Here is a 16,344-nt window from a genome sequence, read left to right on the forward strand (position 1 = left end):
AAAAAAAATTGAGGAGGTAATTATGGGTTTTATAGATTCTATGTTAGCACCATTAAAAACAGTAGTGAGTTCGTTGAATGGATTTTTGTGGGGAGATATAATTCTTTTTAATGTGGGAGAAACCAATATAGGTTTAAGTCTATTGGTATTGATGTTAATACCAACGGGGATATATTATTGTATAAAAACAAGAATGTTATCTTTTAGGTTGTTTCCAGAAATGATAAGAATTGTTTTGAAAAGCAAGACTACAAATAATAAAGAGGCAATATCGGGACTTCAGGCGCTATTTATAGCTACAGCATCAAGAGTTGGTATGGGGAATTTAGCTGGAGTTGTAGCAGCCGTTTCATTTGGAGGACCTGGAGCTATATTTTGGATGTGGGTAGCGGCAATAATTGGCTCAAATACTGCATTTATAGAGAGTACTTTAGCTCAAATATATAAAGAAAAAGATCCTCTTTATGGTGGTTGGAGAGGGGGCCCTGCATATTTTATGAACAGGATGCAGGTGGTGGTTGAAGCTAAAAGTAAGGATCCATTTGAAAACTCTGTTGAAAAAGATTCAGATTTAATTTCGAGAACCGAGGAGAGATATTATAAGAAATCTTCTAGTTTTAGATTGTGTGGAATTTTATTTGCAATATCAGGACTGATAACATGGGTAGGGATAACACAGATTGTATCAAATTCAGTTTCAGAATCATTCACAAACGCTTTTGGAATAAACCCTTTGTACACATCAATTGGAATGACTCTATTAGGAACTATTGTACTATTTGGTAAGGGACACAAAGATAAAATAGCAGATGTCTTGAATAAGTTGGTTCCGATAATGGCAATACTCTACTTTACGCTGACTCTATTTATCTTAATAAAAAATATTGGTGCAGTTCCTGCAATGTTTGCAGAGATATTTGAGCAAGCTTTTGGTGCAAGACAGATTGCAGCAGGAGGATTTGGGGCGATATTGATGCAGGGAGTTAAAAGGGGATTGTTTTCAAATGAGGCAGGAAGTGGTTCGGCACCGTGTGCCGCCGCTGCGGCAGATGTTGAGCACCCAGCACAACAGGGTTTAATTCAAGCTTTGGGAGTGTTCATAGACACTTTAGTAGTTTGTAGTTGTACGGCGTTTACAATGCTATTGGCACCTCAAAGTGTGAGAGAGGGAAAGATGGGGATGGATCTTTTACAGAGCTGTATGGATTATCATATAGGTTCTATTGGAACTCCATTGGTGGCATTGATATTATTTTTATTTAGTTTCAGCACATTTTTAGGGATATTGTTTTATGCACGTTCGAATGTTGCTTTTCTTTTTGGAGATAAAATGATAGCTCAAGATGGATATAAAATATTTGCATTGGCTATGATGTTTGTTGGTGGAATGGCACAGTATTTATTTGTTTGGGAGCTAGGAGATTTAGGTGTTGCACTGATGACTGTATTCAATATAATAGCGATTATTCCTATGTCTAAGATAGCTCTTGATTCTTTAAAAGAGTATGAGGATATATATATTAAGGATAGGAAAGTTTTGGTAGAAGGAGAGTAGAAAAATTTAAATATCCTAAAGGTATACCTTTAGGATATTTTTTAATTGTAAAAAAATGGAAAATTTGATACTCTATAATAAACAGTCTTATTATTTAAGGGGGATGAGTATGTTTTTATCACCGGGGGAAAAAATACTTAAATATAGGAAACACTATAGAATAACTCAAGAGGAATTAACCACAGATAAAATTTCTAAAACATATTTAGGGATGGTAGAAAATGGAAAAAAAAGTTTAAGCAAAAGAGCTGGAATAATTCTTTTTAAAAATTTAGAAAAAAGATTAAGAAATAGTGGAGTAGTTTTTAATTTAACATATGATGACCTCATGGAAAGTCCTCAAACTCAAGCTCAAAAATATTTAAATAATATTTTACAAAAAAAAGATTGTTTAAAAAAAAGTAAGTGGATTATAGAGGAAGCTATATTAAATTTGAGTTCGGCAGAACAGAAAGAATATTTGTTGAAAATAGCTAGTTTTTATTTAGAAGAAGGGGAACTAAATGAAGCTAGAAGAATATATGTCAAATTTTTTCAAAGAGTTTCGGAGTTGAAAAGATATGACAGCGAATTTTTGAAGTTTTTAGAACTGAGTGTAAAATTTGAAAAATACGAGACAATAATTTTAGTTTTTAAAAAATATGAGGATGATTTTAAAAATCTAAAGTTGAGCAAAGAGATAGAACAGGTATACTATTACTATGTGCTCTCCCTTTGGAAACTTGGAGAGAACCATATTTTAGAGGAAAAAGAGTTGCTGTTTCTAGAAAATTTGAAATCAAAAGATGTCAAAAAACAGATATTTAAAATTTTAGGTGAGATAAATTTAAAAAGTAAAGAGTATGAGAAAGCTTTCAATATATATAATAATCTTTTAAAAAAAACTATAGATTTAGATGAAAAATTGGACTTAGTCTACAGATTGGCTGAGCTTTATATTCAGAGTCAAAATTATATAGAGCTAAAGAGTATATATTTAAAGTTAAAAAAAATTAAAGAAAAACATTTGGAAGAAAGCAGTATGAAAAAATTTAAATTACTCTATACATTAGGAAAAATAGGTGAAATTCTTAATAGAAAAGTAGAGAGTAAGGAGCATTATATCGAGGCATTAATTATTGGAAAAGGGATAGATGTCCCTTTGAACCAAGTTATAGAAATAATAGTAAGTTTATTTAAAATGTTTGAAAAAAGTGATTACTACTCTTTGGTGAGTATTGAAAAAGAGTATCTAAGAATACTTGAAAATTATGAGGATTATAAGCCGGTTATTAAATTAATGGAATATTACTATAATAACTATCCTCAAAAGATGGCAGAAAAATTTAATATATTTAATAACTATTTGGAGTAAAATAGTGAGGAGAAGAGCAATATGATAAAAGTCGGAAAAAGACAACCAATGAAAATTAATAATTTTAGCAGTAAAGGGGCATATTTAGATGCTGGAACTGGAGATGAGATGGATAACATACTTCTTCCTAGTAATGAGTTAGAGGGAAGAGATTTAGATGTCGGTCAAGAGTTAGACGTAATGATTTATAGAGATTCAGAGGATAGACTTATAGCTACACTTAGAAAAACAGCGTTGACAGTTGGAACAATAGGGAAGCTTCATGTAACAGATGTAAATCAAAAATTAGGAGCATTCTTAGATTGGGGATTAAAAAAGGAACTATTACTTCCATATTCTCAAATGGATGGAGATGTAAGAGCTGGAGATGAAGTTCTAGTTGGTATATATGAGGATAGTAAGGGAAGACTTTCTGCAACAATGAAGATATATAGCTTCTTAATGCCAAATAAAGATTATAAAAAGAATGATTTTGTAGAAGGAACAGTATATAGAGTAAACCCAGAAATAGGAGTTTTTGTAGCTGTAGACGACAGATACTTTGGACTAATTCCAAGTAGTGAATGTTTCAAAAAAATGTCTGTTGGAGATAAAGTTGAAGCTAGAGTAATGAGAGTTAGAGAGGATGGAAAAATCGATCTAGCTTTAAGAGAACTTGCATTTATGCAAATGGATAAGGATGCTGAGGTTATTGTTGCAAAGATGAAAGTGCTAAAAACACACTTCAGATTTAATGATAATAGTTCACCTGAATCTATAAAAGAGTATTTTGGAGTGAGTAAAAAAGCTTTCAAAAGAGCTTTAGGTAAGCTTTTAAAAGAGGGAAGAATTGAAAAAACTCCAGAAGGGACATTTATTTTAAAATAAAAGGGAGTTTTCATGGAAGGAAAAACAATACAATCGATTCAAAGGGCAATTGACATAATGAACTGTTTCAATGAAAATGTGCATGAATTATCATTAAAAGAGATCAGTGAGGCTGTAAACTTGAGCAAAAGTACAGTTCATGGAATAGTTTCAACTCTTTTAAAAAATTCATACTTAGAGCAAAGTGAAAAGAATAGTAACTATTCTTTAGGACCAGCTTTTATAGAAAAAAGTTTTATTGTAAATGAGGATGTATTGATAAAAAATGTGGGACATAAATATTTAACGGATATTTCTGAACGTTTTTCTGTTACTGTGAATCTATTTTTATTTAAAAGAGAACACCTAAAGTTGATAGATCGTGTCCAATCGGATTCTATGTATTACACGATAAGCACATCAGTAACAAAAATACCTTTAAATGCATCATCATCTGGAAAATTAGCTTTGGCATACTCAAAAGATGTGAATATTGATAAGATATTCAGCAAGGATTTATTGTACAAATATACAAACAGTACGATAATAGATAGAGAGACTTTGATGCAGGAGATTCATAAAATAAGAGAGAATGGCTATTCACTTGAAAGATCTGAGGTTGAACTGGGGATATATTGTATTTCAGTACCTATTTTTAAAGTGAATAATCAGTTTGTGGGGACTATCTCAATAATGGCGACTAGAGAAAAACTTATGCTTATTTTACCTGATTTAGCTCCAAAAATGGTATCTATAAGTAAAAAAATATCCTATAAATTAGGTGCGAGAGAGGAATGAAAATTCCTCTTTTTTTTATTTATTTTCACTGACTGTAAAAATAAAATTGACAAACATGGAAAAATAGTATATTGTTAATATAACAATTTTTTATTGGAGAACAACGTTCGACAATGTAGAACGCTAAAATAGGGAGGAATTAATGAATAACATGCTGGATATTTTTGGAGAGTTCTGTTTTACTGAGGATAAATTAAAAAGCAGAATACCTGAATCGTTTTTTAAAGAGTTCAAAAAAGTTCAAAGTGGTGAAAAAACTTTATCAATAGAACTGGCAGACTCAATAGCGAATGCAGTTAAAAGCTGGGCTACAGAAAATGGAGCCACACACTTCACACATTGGTTTCAACCTTTAACTGAGTTGACAGCAGAAAAGCATGATTCATTTATATCGCTCTCATCAGATGGAAGTTGTGTTTCACAATTTTCTGGAAAAGAGTTGATTAAAGGGGAGGCTGATACATCATCATTTCCGAATGGAGGGGTGAGATCTACGTTTGAAGCAAGAGGATATACCGCTTGGGACGCAAAATCGCCAATGTTTTTGAGAGGAGAGGGATTAGCAAAATCTCTTTATATCCCAACAGCGTTTATAGGCTACAATCAAATGGCGCTAGATAAAAAGGTCCCACTTTTAAGATCGATAGATTTTATATCTGAACAAACTTTAAAATTAAAAAATATATTGGATCCAAGTGCTGGAGTAAAATCTATAAACAACACATTGGGACTTGAACAGGAATATTTTTTAATAGATAAGAAGTTTTGGGAAAAACGTCAGGACTTGATGTTGTCGGGGAGAACGATTTTTGGTTCATTACCTCCGAAAGGACAGGAATTAAATGATCATTACTATGGAAGTATCAAGGAAAAAGTTGAAAGAGTAATGAATGAAATAGATAAAGAGTTATGGAAGATTGGGATAATGGCAAAAACAAAGCACAATGAAGTTGCTCCAAACCAATTTGAATTAGCTCTTATGTTTACTACAGCAAATGTGGCGGTGGATCAAAATCAATTGACTATGGATGTAATAAAAAAAGTGGCTGATAGACATGAATTGAGTGCACTCTTACATGAAAAACCTTTTAAAGGGGTAAATGGATCTGGAAAACATTGCAACTGGTCACTTTCGACAGATTTAGGAGAGAATCTTTTAGATCCTGGATCACTCTCAAAGGATAATTTACAATTTTTAGTTTTTATGATGGCGATACTAGAGGGTATTGACAGATATTCAGATGTTTTAAGAGCGTCGTGTGCAACACCAGGAAATGATCATAGATTGGGAGGACACGAAGCTCCACCAGCAATAATATCTGTTTTTATAGGAGAGGAATTAGAGGATATACTAAAAAATTTAGAAAATATAGTTTCAGTGAATGAGTCTAAGGAAAATATGAAGTTTGGAGTTAAAAATTTCACAAAAATTCCTAAAGATATATCGGATAGAAACAGAACATCTCCATTCGCTTTTACGGGGAATAAATTTGAATTTAGAATGCCAGGATCGAGTGCTTCAGCATCAACTCCCACATTTATAATTAATACTATTGTAGGAACGGTTCTTAAAGAGTATGTCGAAATATTGGGTGGGAGTTCAATAGAGAGTAAAGATATGGCTATAGTTAATCTAATAAAAGATAGATATGAAAAGCATAAAAGAATAATATTTAATGGAAATGGTTATGATGATGCTTGGAAAAAAGAAGCTGAAAAAAGAGGGTTGAAAAATTTAAGAAATACACTAGAAGGATTAAAAGTGTATAAAGAACCTAGAATAGTGGAGCTTTTTAAAAATGCTAAAGTACTGAGTCCAGAGGAGTTAGAAGCTAGATACTCTGTGTATTGTGAGCGTTATATAAAGCAGATAAATATAGAGGGAAGCTCAATGATTAGAATAGCAAGAAATGAAATATATCCCGCTCTAATGGAGTATGCAGGGAAAATATCTAAGAGTATTCTATCGATCAAAGAAGTTCTAGGGGATGATGAATTTTTATTTGCAGATAAAGCTCACCTTATAAAACTTTTAGCGGGTAAAAATCGTTTGAAAGATTTTTTAGCTCAATTAGAATCACAGTTAGTGGTTGCAAATGAAGTGAATGGGTTATATGAAAAGGTTCTTTATTTGAATGAAAATATAATTCCAATATTGAATTGTTTAAGAGATATAATAGATCTTTTAGAACATCAAGTGGAGAAGAAAACTTGGCCAGTACCAACATATGAGGATATGTTGTTTAGACTGTAGATATAAAAAAAGCTCCTTCTGTGAAATTTTTACAGGAGGAGCTTTTTCTCTTATTTTTGATGAGCTTTTTTTAAAACATACTTAATGGCTTCTAGAGCTGCTATAGTACCGTCAGAAGTAGCTGTAGTAACTTGACGTACAACTTTAGATCTAACGTCTCCTGCGGCAAAAACACCCTCTATAGATGTGTGCATATATTCATTTGTAACGATATAGCCTTGAGCATCAAGAGGTGCAACCTCTCCATAAAGTTCTGCTAAAGATTTGGTACCTAAATATAAAAATGCAAACTGTGATTTAAATGTTGTGATCTCTCCGTTATGGGAAACAACAAGCTCTTCAACATATTCATCACCTTTAATCTCTAAAAGTTTAGATGAGTAGAATATTTTAACCTTTTCATTAGATTTTAATACATTCATAATAGATTCATCACAGTGATGACATTCGTCCACGATAAATATATTTATCTCTTTAGAGTATTTTGTTAAAAAAAGAGCCTCTTCAGCAATTTCCTCACCACTTCCAAAAAGAGATACGGTCATATTTCTTGTGAAAGCTCCATCACAAGTTGCACAGTAAGAAACACCTTTACCTAGATATTCCTTCTCACCAGGAAGTTTTTTACTTTCATTTTTAGCCCAACCAGTGGCAATAATGACAGATTTTGTTTTGAAATTATCCCCATCAGTTTTAACTATTTTATGTTCTCCAGAAAAATCAAAAGCTAAAAATGTTGCATTGACATATGTAACATCAAAATCTAGAGTTTGTTTTTTCATAAGAGATTGAATCTCTTTACCTGTTGGTGAACCCGCAATTCCGGGATAGTTTTCTATTTTATGAGCCATAAGAAGGCTTCCAACCTCAGGTTTTTCAAGAACTAGAACAGACAGACGAGCTCTCCCAGCATAAAGAGCGGATGCCAAACCAGCAGGTCCACCACCAATGATAACAACATCATAAATTTTATTTTTCATATTAAGCCTCCTAAATCATTCCTTGGGATTTTAATACTCTTTTTTCTTCTCCTAGCGTTGTAGGTTCAGAATGGGCACTATACACAATAGTATCTTCGGGAAAGTTCTCACAAATCTTTTTTAAACTTTTTTGTAGTTGTGACAAATTCCCAGTTGGAAGATCAAATCTTCCATAACTTCTTCTAAAAAGTGTATCTCCAGAAATCATTATTCTAGCATCACTGTTATAGAAGCACTTAGAGCCAGTAGTGTGACCAGGAGTATCAATCACTTCAAAACCAAAAATAGAATCTCCTTCTTTGATAGGAGTAAATTTACCTGTATAAATAAAATCATACCCTTGGATAGCATAAGAGAGATTTAAAGAGGCATCTGACAAAAATTTCTCCTCCTCTTTTCCAATATAAAGAGTTGCATTCGGGAATAGTTTAGTTATTTCGTTTATACCACCTATATGGTCTCCGTGACCATGTGTTAAAATAACATTTTTAAGCTCAAGATTATGTTCTTTTATAAAAGATAGAATCCCTTGCAGTTTAGAATCACTACAATCAAATAGTGAAGCCTCATTGTTTTCATTCCAAACTAAGTAGCAGTTTGTCATGTAACTACCCAAAGGAAAAGTTTTAATTTTCATCAAAAATACCTCCAAAAATCATATGTATTATTTTGTAATTTTGTGACGCACAAGCCCTACTCCATCTCCAAATGGAAGTAAAACAAAATTGTGGTGAGCATATAAGTAATCAATAAATTCATTTAATCTTCTAACTATTGTCTTAAATCTTTTCGGATACTCTTTGTATAGATACCCTCTAAACATGATATTATCTATAAAAATTATACCGTTCTCCTCTAACCTTTCGAAAGAATCATTGAAGAATTCCATATAATGACCTTTGGAAGCGTCTATAAAAATAAAATCGAACTTTTCATTGAGCTTTTTAATCTCTTGAACCCCATCACCTAGAATAGCATGGACACTTTGTTCAAGACCAGCTTTTTTAAAGTTTTCAAGAGCTTGACGGTATCTAATTTCATCAATTTCAATAGTTGTCAATTTTCCACCGTTTGATTTGGCAATCTCTCCCATAATAGTTCCAGAATATCCAATGGCTGTTCCAACCTCTAAAATATTTTTAAATTTATGACTTTCCACAAGGAATTTTATATATTCAGCGACCTCTTTAGTTACAATAGGAACATTGTGCTCTATTGCAAAAGCTTCCATCTCAAGGATTAAAGGGTCTGTTTCTTTTATTTTACTAACAATATATTCGTTAGCATCTTTTAACTCATCTAACATTATTCAAAATCCTTTCTAAGTTTAATTATATAGAAATTATCTAAAATTTCTTCGGTATAATCAATTAAAAATCCACCAATAGAATCAAATCTTCCGTTTATATTTGAAGGAATTTCAAATTTTACAACAGAGAAATTTTTATGGTTATTTAAGAATTTTTGAATGTTATCTGTATTTTCTTCAGAGAATATAGTACATGTACTATATACTAACTCTCCACCAACTTTTAAAGAAATTGCAGAGGAATCTAAAAGTTCAGTTTGTAGTTCTGAGAGTTCCTTAACATTGATCATATTTTTATTGTAAAGAGCCTCAGGTTTCTTTCTAAGTACTCCGTATCCACTACAAGGAGCATCAACTAAAATTTTGTCAAACTTTTGTCCCTGTTCTTTAAGTTTACGTGCATCTAACTTTATAGGTTTTACATTAGTAACACCAAGTTTTTGAAGATTTTCCTCAATCAGTTTGATTTTATGTTGATGAATATCAAGAGCAAAAATCTCTCCTTGGTTATTCATAATCTCTGCCAATACAGCTGTTTTACTTCCAGGAGCACTACAAGTGTCCACAATTTTTTCACCAGGTTGTGGATTTAAAATTTTAGCTGCTAAATATGAAGAAGCATCTTGGGCTATAATTTTTCCATCTTTAAATTCCTCGGTGTGAAGTACAATTCCTGAATCTATATAGTAAACAGAATCTACTTTTTTGATGATCTCTATTCTCATTGATTTTAAAAGTTCTTCAAATTGAGCTTCAGTATACTTCAACTTATTAACTCTAACACTCATATATGGAACCTTTTTTAGAGATATCAAAAGCTTTTCAGTTTCAGAACCGTACTCGCTTTTAATTTTATCGTAGAACCATCTAGGGTAAGAGTAAAGTATATCCAGTTTGTCCTCGTTTTTTAAAGTTTTTATTTCGTCGTCTTTTTCTCTTAAGTAACTTCTGATAACTCCATTAACGAATTTACCTACAGGGGCTCCAAACTTCTTTTTAGCCAGTTCTGTAGCTTCCCACGCTATACCTTTATCGTCACTATCCATAAATGTAGCTTGATAGATAGATATTTTTAATAGGTTTTTTAGCCAATTTTTTTTAATAGATTTTGTTCTTTTTTCAAGTTGGTAGTTCAAGTAGATTTCATTTCTAATTACACCGTAGAAAACTTCTGTAATAAAACCTCTCTCTCCTCTTCCTAAATTATTTTTTGAAAAATACTCATTCAATAGAATGTTTGAATATTTTCCTTTTTCAACTTCACTTAAAAGTCCAATAACTCTTTGTTTTATATTCAATATACACATCTCCTAACTATAATATTATACTACTTTATAAAGTTCATCACTTTCTGGTGGTTCAATAAAAATATGTTTTTCACCTTGGATAAGAATTTTGTCCTTAGATTCGGTGAATGCTCCAATATCAAATGCTTGAATATTATTATTTTTTAGCTCTTCTAGAAGAGGTCGTGAATTTTCTTTAGATGTAACAATAAGCATTGTACCACTAGATATAAGTCTTAACGGATCGATTTTAAAGTATTTACAAATCTTTTTAATAGATTCATGGATAAAAATATCTTTAAAATTAATTGTTATGCCCAGATTATAAAAACAACTAGACTCCCAAAGGGCACCAAGCAATCCACCTTCAGTGACATCGTGCATACCTTTAGCAAATCTGTTTGCAATAACCCCATCTTTTACAACACTTGTATAATCTAAGAGATTTTTAGCACTTTCAACAAGAGATTGTTCAAAGTTTTCTAAAAGTTCCTCCTCTTTCTCAAAGGCTATAATGCCAACCCCTTCAATACCAACTCCTTTAGTGATAATAATTCTATCTCCAGGAATCACTTTTGTTTTAGATTTAAAATCTTTTTTATCTCCAATCCCTATAGAGGTGGCCGAAATAATTGTCTTATTTACAGCGGTTGTAATCTCTGTATGGCCACCAATAATAGTGACACCGATTTTATTGGCTTCCTCTTGAGCTTCTTTCATAATTTCAGCGATTTCATTTTTTTGCACATGTGGGGGAGCTAAAATTGTTAACATAATTCCAACAGGTGAAACACCCTCTGTAGCAATATCGTTGCAGTTGATGTTGATGGCTAATTTACCCAATCCATTATTTGTACCAGTTATAGGATCTGTAGATAGGTAAATAACTTTTTCATCCACTTCGATAGCGGCACAGTCACTTCCAATTTCACCAGAAGAGATAACACAATCGTTATTATTTTGGATATTATTGAAAACTAATTCTTTTAAATCTGAAATTGTAAGTTTACCAACTTTCATAATTCCCCCTCGATGTAATAGTATTTTATAATATATTATACTATATTTTCCAGAAATAAAAAACCCTCACTTAAAATAAAGTGAGGGTTAAAATTTTTAGAACAATCCAGTTATAGTTCCGTTCTCATCTATATCGATAAGTTCAGCAGCAGGAATTTTAGGTAAACCAGGCATATCGATAATACCACCGGCCATAGCTATTATAAATCCGGCACCAGCAGCTAATTTAATGGTATCAACATCCACAGTAAAACCTGTAGGTCTTCCTAAAAGATTAGCTTTATCTGAAATAGATTTTTGAGTTTTAGACATGCATATTGGAAGATTTCCATAGCCAAGTTCTTCAAGTCTTTTGATTGTTTTATTGGCACCAGCAGAGAATGTAACTCCATCCGCTCCGTATATCTCCTTACATATTTTATTGATTTTATCTTTTATAGGTAACTCTAGATCATAAAGAGGTGTATAGTTATCTTTGTTTTCATCAAGCTTTTCAATAACTAATTTAGCTAATTCCTCTCCACCCTCTCCACCTTTTGCCCAAACTTCGCAAAGAGCAACAGGTGCATCCTGTTTTTGGCAATGAGTTTTGATAAGTTCAATCTCAGCATCAGTATCTGTAACAAACTTGTTTATAGCTACAACTACAGGCAGGTTGAATTTTTTTATATTTTCAATATGCTTATCAAGATTAGCTAAGCCAGCTTGAAGAGCATTGAGATTTTCTTCGTTTAAAATTTTTGCCCCACCGTGATGCTTAAGGGCTCTAACAGTCGCAACTATAACAACACAGTTAGGTTTTAAATTGCCTTTTCTACATTTTATATCTAAAAACTTTTCAGCTCCAAGATCAGCAGCAAAACCAGCTTCAGTTATTGCAATATCTGAAAGTTTAAGAGCTAATTTAGTAGCTAATAAAGAGTTACACCCGTGTGCAATGTTTGCAAAAGGTCCTCCGTGAATAATAACAGGAGTATTCTCTAAAGTTTGAACTAAATTTGGCTTTATAGCTTCTTTTAAAAGAGCAGTAACAGCTCCAGCTATTTTTAAATCATTTATTGTAAGTGGTTTGTCACTGTAATCATAACCAAAAACCATCTTACCAATATTTTCTTTTAACTCTTTCAAAGAATTAGAAAGACAAAGTGTAGCCATTATTTCAGAAGCTACAGTAATTTGGAAAGAGTCTTGTCTTGGATATCCATTTGCTTTTCCACCCAATCCAACAACAATACTTCTTAAATTACGATCGTTCATATCTACAACTCTTTTCCAAGCAATTTTGGTGTTGTCAATATCTAAACTATTTCCTTGAGTTATATGGTTATCAATACAAGCTGATACAAGGTTATGAGCCACTCCAATAGCATGAAAATCTCCAGTGAAATGAAGGTTTATATCCTCCATGGGAATAACTTGTGAAAAACCACCACCGGTAGCTCCTCCCTTCATTCCGAAAACTGGACCTAGAGAAGGCTCTCTAAGAGCAGCAACAGATGATTTCCCAAGTCTATTCAAGGCCTGTGTCAATCCAACAGTAACAGTTGATTTTCCTTCTCCAGCAGGAGTTGGAGTAATAGCGGTAACCAGAACTAATTTACCATCCTCTTTACTTGATAGATGATCTAAAAGTGAAAGATTTAGTTTTGCTTTATACTTACCATAAACATCAAAATAATCATCTGAAATATTTAACTTTGATGCTATTTCAGAAATTTTTAATATATTTGCTTCTTGTGCGATTTGTATATCTGTTTTCATTAACCCCTCCTAAATTTAAAAAAATAAACTGCTAATTGTATCAATTGTACATTAAAATGAAAAAAAAAGAAAGAAATATATATAAATAAAAATTGATTTTTTTTGATATAAATAGTATATAAAATACTATGAAGAAAATTTTAATAAAATTGTAAAAAAATTAATTTTTAGTTCAAGGGGGCACTGATGATTAATAAGGAGGATGTTTTATTAGCAAAGCAAGGTGATGTAGAATCAATGGAAAAGATAGTTACAGAGTATAAGAGTCTGATCTATATGAGAAACAAGAACTTATTCTTGAAGGGAGCGGATAGAGATGATCTGGTTCAGGAGGGGATGATAGGACTCATGAAAGCGATAAAATCCTTTGATGAAAATAAAAGTGCTTGTTTTAGTACTTTTGCATCTCTTTGTATCAAGAGACAGATAATAACTGCGGTTAAAAATTATAATTCGGAAAAAAACAAAAAGCTAAATGCCGCTATTCAAGGAGAGGGATATTCTGAATTAGAGGATATTATCAAGTACAGCAGTCCATCTTTAAAATATTATACACCTGAGCAGATAATATTGGGGAAGGAACTTGTAAAATTACTGAATGGTTTTTTGAAAGAAAACTTGAGTGGATTGGAAAAAGAGGTTTTTTCTGAAATGACAAAAGGGTATGGATATTTAGAGATTGCAACAATAATAAACAAAGATCCTAAAACGATAGATAATTCTATTCAAAGAATAAAGAAAAAAGTTGTAGTTTTTTTAGAAAACTATAATAAAAGTTGACAAAAATGGTTGAAATTGAATATAATAAGTGAAATTTGTATTTTGTATTAAGAGGAGAAAAGATGATATTAGAAGCAATCAAGAATCAAAATATAACTTTCGAGCAAAAAGTTGTTACTTTAGCAAGATTAGCTGAGGGAAGCATAGAAGTTTTGAATAAAAGTGAAAGTTTAAAAAAATATATTGAAGATGGAATCATATGTGATTTATTTGAAGGGAATGCCCCTTATAGACCTAGATATATCGTTCCAGATTATGAGAAGTTCATGGAACAGGGGAGTAAATTTTTAAATATAGAAAAACCAACCAATATATGGGAAGCCGTTCATGGTCTATTAATACTTTATAAACATGTTCCATCTATAACAACAATGCCGGTCTATTTAGGAAATATAGATTATTTATTAGAACCATTTGTAGAGAATGAAAAGGAAGCGTATTTAGCGATAAAACTATTTTTAAAACATGTGGATTCAACTATAACAGATTCTTTTTGTCATGCAAATATAGGTCCTAGAGAAACAAAAGCCGGATCTTTAATACTGAAAGTGATGAGAGAGTTAGAACTACCAACTCCAAATTTGACAATAAAATACAGTGAGGAAACAAGTGAAAAAATAGCAATAGAAGCGATTCAAACAGCTCTAGTGACAGCTAAACCAAGTTTTGCAAATGATAAAATATTCAGAGATGATTTTAAAGGAGAGTATGGAATTGTAAGTTGTTACAATGGATTAAAAGTTGGTGGAGGAGCAAACACTCTTGTTAGAGTTAGACTTGGAGGATTGTCAAAACTTGCAAGTTCGAAAGAGGAGTTTTTAGAAAAAACTTTACCTGAAGTTTCTAAAGAGATGTTAGAATATATAGATGAGAGATCGAGATTTATAATAGAAGAGAGTGGATTTTATGAAAGTAGTTTTTTAATAAAAGAGGGACTTTTAGAAAAAGAGAAGTTTACAGGATTGTTTGGGTTTGTAGGTCTTGCAGAGTGTGTCAATAATCTATTAGGTGCTCAAGCACAGGAGGATAGATTTGGATATTCAGAGGCTGCAAATGAGTTAGGACTAGAGATAGTAAAAAAGATGTCTGAGATAGTAAAAAATCATAAAACTCCATATGCAGGAGAATTTTTTGGAAATACACATCTTTTACATTCACAAGTTGGAATAGATACCGATAGAAATGAAAGCCCAGGCTGTAGAGTTCCGGTTGGAGAAGAGCCCGAGATGTTTGAACATATAATGAAATCAGCTCCATTCCACCAGTACTGTCCAAGTGGGATTGGAGATATATTCGTTTTTGATGAAACGTTTAAAAGTAATCCAGAAGCAATTTTAAACATAATAAAAGGAGCTTTCCAAAACAATATGAGATTTTTCTCTCTCTACAGCAGTGAATGCGATGTAATAAGAGTTACAGGATATCTTGTAAAAAAATCTGAAATGGAGAAGTTAGATAAAGGTGAGCAAGTTTTAAGAGATACAACTATTTTAGGAAAAGGTGCTAGAGATAATGCAAAAGCTTTGGCAAGAAAATTAAGAAGTGAATAGGGTGTTATCAGCTAAAATTAATAAAATAATAAAATTTTCTAATGTTGATGGACCGGGAAATAGGATGGCTATATTTTTTCAAAAATGCAATTTTAATTGTGAGTATTGTCACAATCCAGAAACTATAAAAGAGTGTATCAATTGTAAAAAATGTATTGAAGTATGTGAAAGTAAAGCTTTAAGTGAAGAGAATGAAATTATATGTTGGGATAATAAAAAATGTTGTGATTGTGATCAATGTATAAAAACTTGTCCGATAGATTCCTCGCCAAAAACAATAAAATACTCTATAACAGACCTTTTACAGGAGATTGAGAGAGTGAAGTTTTTTATAAAAGGGATAACTGTGAGCGGAGGAGAAAGTTCTTTAAATTTTGAATTCATAACTGCTTTATTTAAAAAAGTTAAAGAGTTATGGCCTCATCTGGATTGTTTTGTGGATACAAATGGAGGTGTAGATTTCCAACTGGAAGTATACAAAGAATTTGTGGAGACTACAGATGCTTTTATGCTGGATATTAAAGCATGGGATTTAGAAGAACATAGAGCGCTTACTGGAGTGAGCAATGAAAATGTAATAAAAAATTTAATTTATCTAAAAAGTATAAATAAACTATTTGAAGTAAGAACAGTTGTTGTAAAAGATGTTTTAAATAACGCCTTGACTGTAAAAAATGTATCTAAAATAATTTCAGATGGAGCTATAAGATATAAAATCATAAAGTATAGATCTTTTGGAGTTCGATTAGATAGAGCCGAAAAGTTAAGGTCTCCTTCTAAAGAGGAGCTAATGGAGTTAGAAAAATTAGCGAAAAGTTTAAATGTAAAGAGCACCCTAATAATTTAGGATG

At 31.9% G+C, this 16,344-nt stretch carries 14 protein-coding genes; 8 read left to right on the forward strand and 6 right to left on the reverse strand.

The window, feature by feature from the left end:
• The first annotated feature begins 22 nt into the window (after positions 1-22).
• The 5 genes from Q0V67_RS02070 to Q0V67_RS02090 all read left to right on the forward strand — a co-directional run bounded on the left by Q0V67_RS02070 (position 23) and on the right by Q0V67_RS02090 (position 6,807).
• On the forward strand, positions 23-1,555 hold the full coding sequence (locus tag Q0V67_RS02070) for a sodium:alanine symporter family protein (protein ID WP_297596572.1): 1,533 nt from the start codon (positions 23-25) through the stop codon (positions 1,553-1,555).
• 109 nt (positions 1,556-1,664) lie between these two features.
• A complete protein-coding gene (locus Q0V67_RS02075) occupies positions 1,665-2,909 on the forward strand; it encodes a hypothetical protein (RefSeq protein WP_297596574.1) in 1,245 nt (414 codons plus the stop codon).
• Between the two features lie 21 nt (positions 2,910-2,930).
• Entirely contained in the window at positions 2,931-3,776 is an 846-nt protein-coding gene (locus tag Q0V67_RS02080; protein ID WP_297596576.1) for a S1-like domain-containing RNA-binding protein, read from the forward strand.
• A 12-nt stretch (positions 3,777-3,788) separates the two neighbouring features.
• Complete coding sequence (locus Q0V67_RS02085) at positions 3,789-4,553, forward strand: IclR family transcriptional regulator (RefSeq protein ID WP_297596577.1); 765 nt, start codon at positions 3,789-3,791, stop codon at positions 4,551-4,553.
• Positions 4,554-4,695: 142 nt separating this feature from the next.
• On the forward strand, positions 4,696-6,807 hold the full coding sequence (locus Q0V67_RS02090) for a glutamine synthetase III (RefSeq protein ID WP_297596579.1): 2,112 nt from the start codon (positions 4,696-4,698) through the stop codon (positions 6,805-6,807).
• Positions 6,808-6,857: 50 nt separating this feature from the next.
• Here Q0V67_RS02090 and Q0V67_RS02095 read toward each other — a convergent pair whose 3' ends face one another.
• The 6 genes from Q0V67_RS02095 to Q0V67_RS02120 form a co-directional block, all read right to left on the reverse strand.
• On the reverse strand, positions 6,858-7,787 hold the full coding sequence (locus Q0V67_RS02095) for an NAD(P)/FAD-dependent oxidoreductase (protein WP_297596581.1): 930 nt from the start codon (positions 7,785-7,787) through the stop codon (positions 6,858-6,860).
• A gap of 10 nt (positions 7,788-7,797) precedes the next feature.
• Positions 7,798-8,424 (reverse strand): MBL fold metallo-hydrolase, encoded by a 627-nt coding sequence (locus Q0V67_RS02100; protein WP_297596583.1) that lies wholly within the window; start codon positions 8,422-8,424, stop codon positions 7,798-7,800.
• 27 nt (positions 8,425-8,451) lie between these two features.
• Positions 8,452-9,093: an O-methyltransferase gene (locus Q0V67_RS02105; RefSeq protein ID WP_297596585.1), complete on the reverse strand. Its 642-nt coding sequence runs from the start codon at positions 9,091-9,093 to the stop codon at positions 8,452-8,454.
• Positions 9,093-10,394, reverse strand: a complete 1,302-nt coding sequence (rsmB, locus tag Q0V67_RS02110) for a 16S rRNA (cytosine(967)-C(5))-methyltransferase RsmB (protein ID WP_297596587.1) — start codon at positions 10,392-10,394, stop codon at positions 9,093-9,095. Before rsmB ends, Q0V67_RS02105 begins: the two co-directional genes overlap by 1 nt.
• 24 nt (positions 10,395-10,418) lie before the next feature.
• Positions 10,419-11,402 (reverse strand): AIR synthase family protein, encoded by a 984-nt coding sequence (locus Q0V67_RS02115; RefSeq protein WP_297596589.1) that lies wholly within the window; start codon positions 11,400-11,402, stop codon positions 10,419-10,421.
• A gap of 96 nt (positions 11,403-11,498) precedes the next feature.
• Positions 11,499-13,163, reverse strand: coding sequence for a formate--tetrahydrofolate ligase (locus Q0V67_RS02120; protein ID WP_297596591.1), 1,665 nt, complete (start codon positions 13,161-13,163; stop codon positions 11,499-11,501).
• Positions 13,164-13,349: 186 nt separating this feature from the next.
• On the opposite strand from Q0V67_RS02120, the gene Q0V67_RS02125 reads away from it, so the two are divergent.
• The 3 genes from Q0V67_RS02125 to Q0V67_RS02135 all read left to right on the forward strand — a co-directional run bounded on the left by Q0V67_RS02125 (position 13,350) and on the right by Q0V67_RS02135 (position 16,340).
• Positions 13,350-13,943, forward strand: coding sequence for a sigma-70 family RNA polymerase sigma factor (locus tag Q0V67_RS02125; RefSeq protein WP_297596593.1), 594 nt, complete (start codon positions 13,350-13,352; stop codon positions 13,941-13,943).
• A gap of 62 nt (positions 13,944-14,005) precedes the next feature.
• Entirely contained in the window at positions 14,006-15,493 is a 1,488-nt protein-coding gene (locus Q0V67_RS02130) for a YjjI family glycine radical enzyme (protein ID WP_297596595.1), read from the forward strand.
• Position 15,494: 1 nt separating this feature from the next.
• Positions 15,495-16,340: a YjjW family glycine radical enzyme activase gene (locus tag Q0V67_RS02135; protein WP_297596597.1), complete on the forward strand. Its 846-nt coding sequence runs from the start codon at positions 15,495-15,497 to the stop codon at positions 16,338-16,340.
• Positions 16,341-16,344: the final 4 nt, after the last annotated feature.

Source organism: uncultured Cetobacterium sp., assembly GCF_947072685.1.
Taxonomy (GTDB): domain Bacteria; phylum Fusobacteriota; class Fusobacteriia; order Fusobacteriales; family Fusobacteriaceae; genus Cetobacterium_A.

Excerpts from the sequence above, each read along its gene's own strand:
- Q0V67_RS02070 (WP_297596572.1), top strand. The coding sequence starts at position 23 with ATGGGTTTTATAGATTCTATGTTAGCACCATTAAAAACAGTAGTGAGT.
- Q0V67_RS02075 (WP_297596574.1), top strand. The coding sequence starts at position 1,665 with ATGTTTTTATCACCGGGGGAAAAAATACTTAAATATAGGAAACACTAT.
- Q0V67_RS02080 (WP_297596576.1), top strand. The coding sequence starts at position 2,931 with ATGATAAAAGTCGGAAAAAGACAACCAATGAAAATTAATAATTTTAGC.
- Q0V67_RS02085 (WP_297596577.1), top strand. The coding sequence starts at position 3,789 with ATGGAAGGAAAAACAATACAATCGATTCAAAGGGCAATTGACATAATG.
- Q0V67_RS02090 (WP_297596579.1), top strand. The coding sequence starts at position 4,696 with ATGAATAACATGCTGGATATTTTTGGAGAGTTCTGTTTTACTGAGGAT.
- Q0V67_RS02095 (WP_297596581.1), bottom strand. The coding sequence starts at position 7,787 with ATGAAAAATAAAATTTATGATGTTGTTATCATTGGTGGTGGACCTGCT.
- Q0V67_RS02100 (WP_297596583.1), bottom strand. The coding sequence starts at position 8,424 with ATGAAAATTAAAACTTTTCCTTTGGGTAGTTACATGACAAACTGCTAC.
- Q0V67_RS02105 (WP_297596585.1), bottom strand. The coding sequence starts at position 9,093 with ATGTTAGATGAGTTAAAAGATGCTAACGAATATATTGTTAGTAAAATA.
- Q0V67_RS02115 (WP_297596589.1), bottom strand. The coding sequence starts at position 11,402 with ATGAAAGTTGGTAAACTTACAATTTCAGATTTAAAAGAATTAGTTTTC.
- Q0V67_RS02120 (WP_297596591.1), bottom strand. The coding sequence starts at position 13,163 with ATGAAAACAGATATACAAATCGCACAAGAAGCAAATATATTAAAAATT.
- Q0V67_RS02125 (WP_297596593.1), top strand. The coding sequence starts at position 13,350 with ATGATTAATAAGGAGGATGTTTTATTAGCAAAGCAAGGTGATGTAGAA.
- Q0V67_RS02130 (WP_297596595.1), top strand. The coding sequence starts at position 14,006 with ATGATATTAGAAGCAATCAAGAATCAAAATATAACTTTCGAGCAAAAA.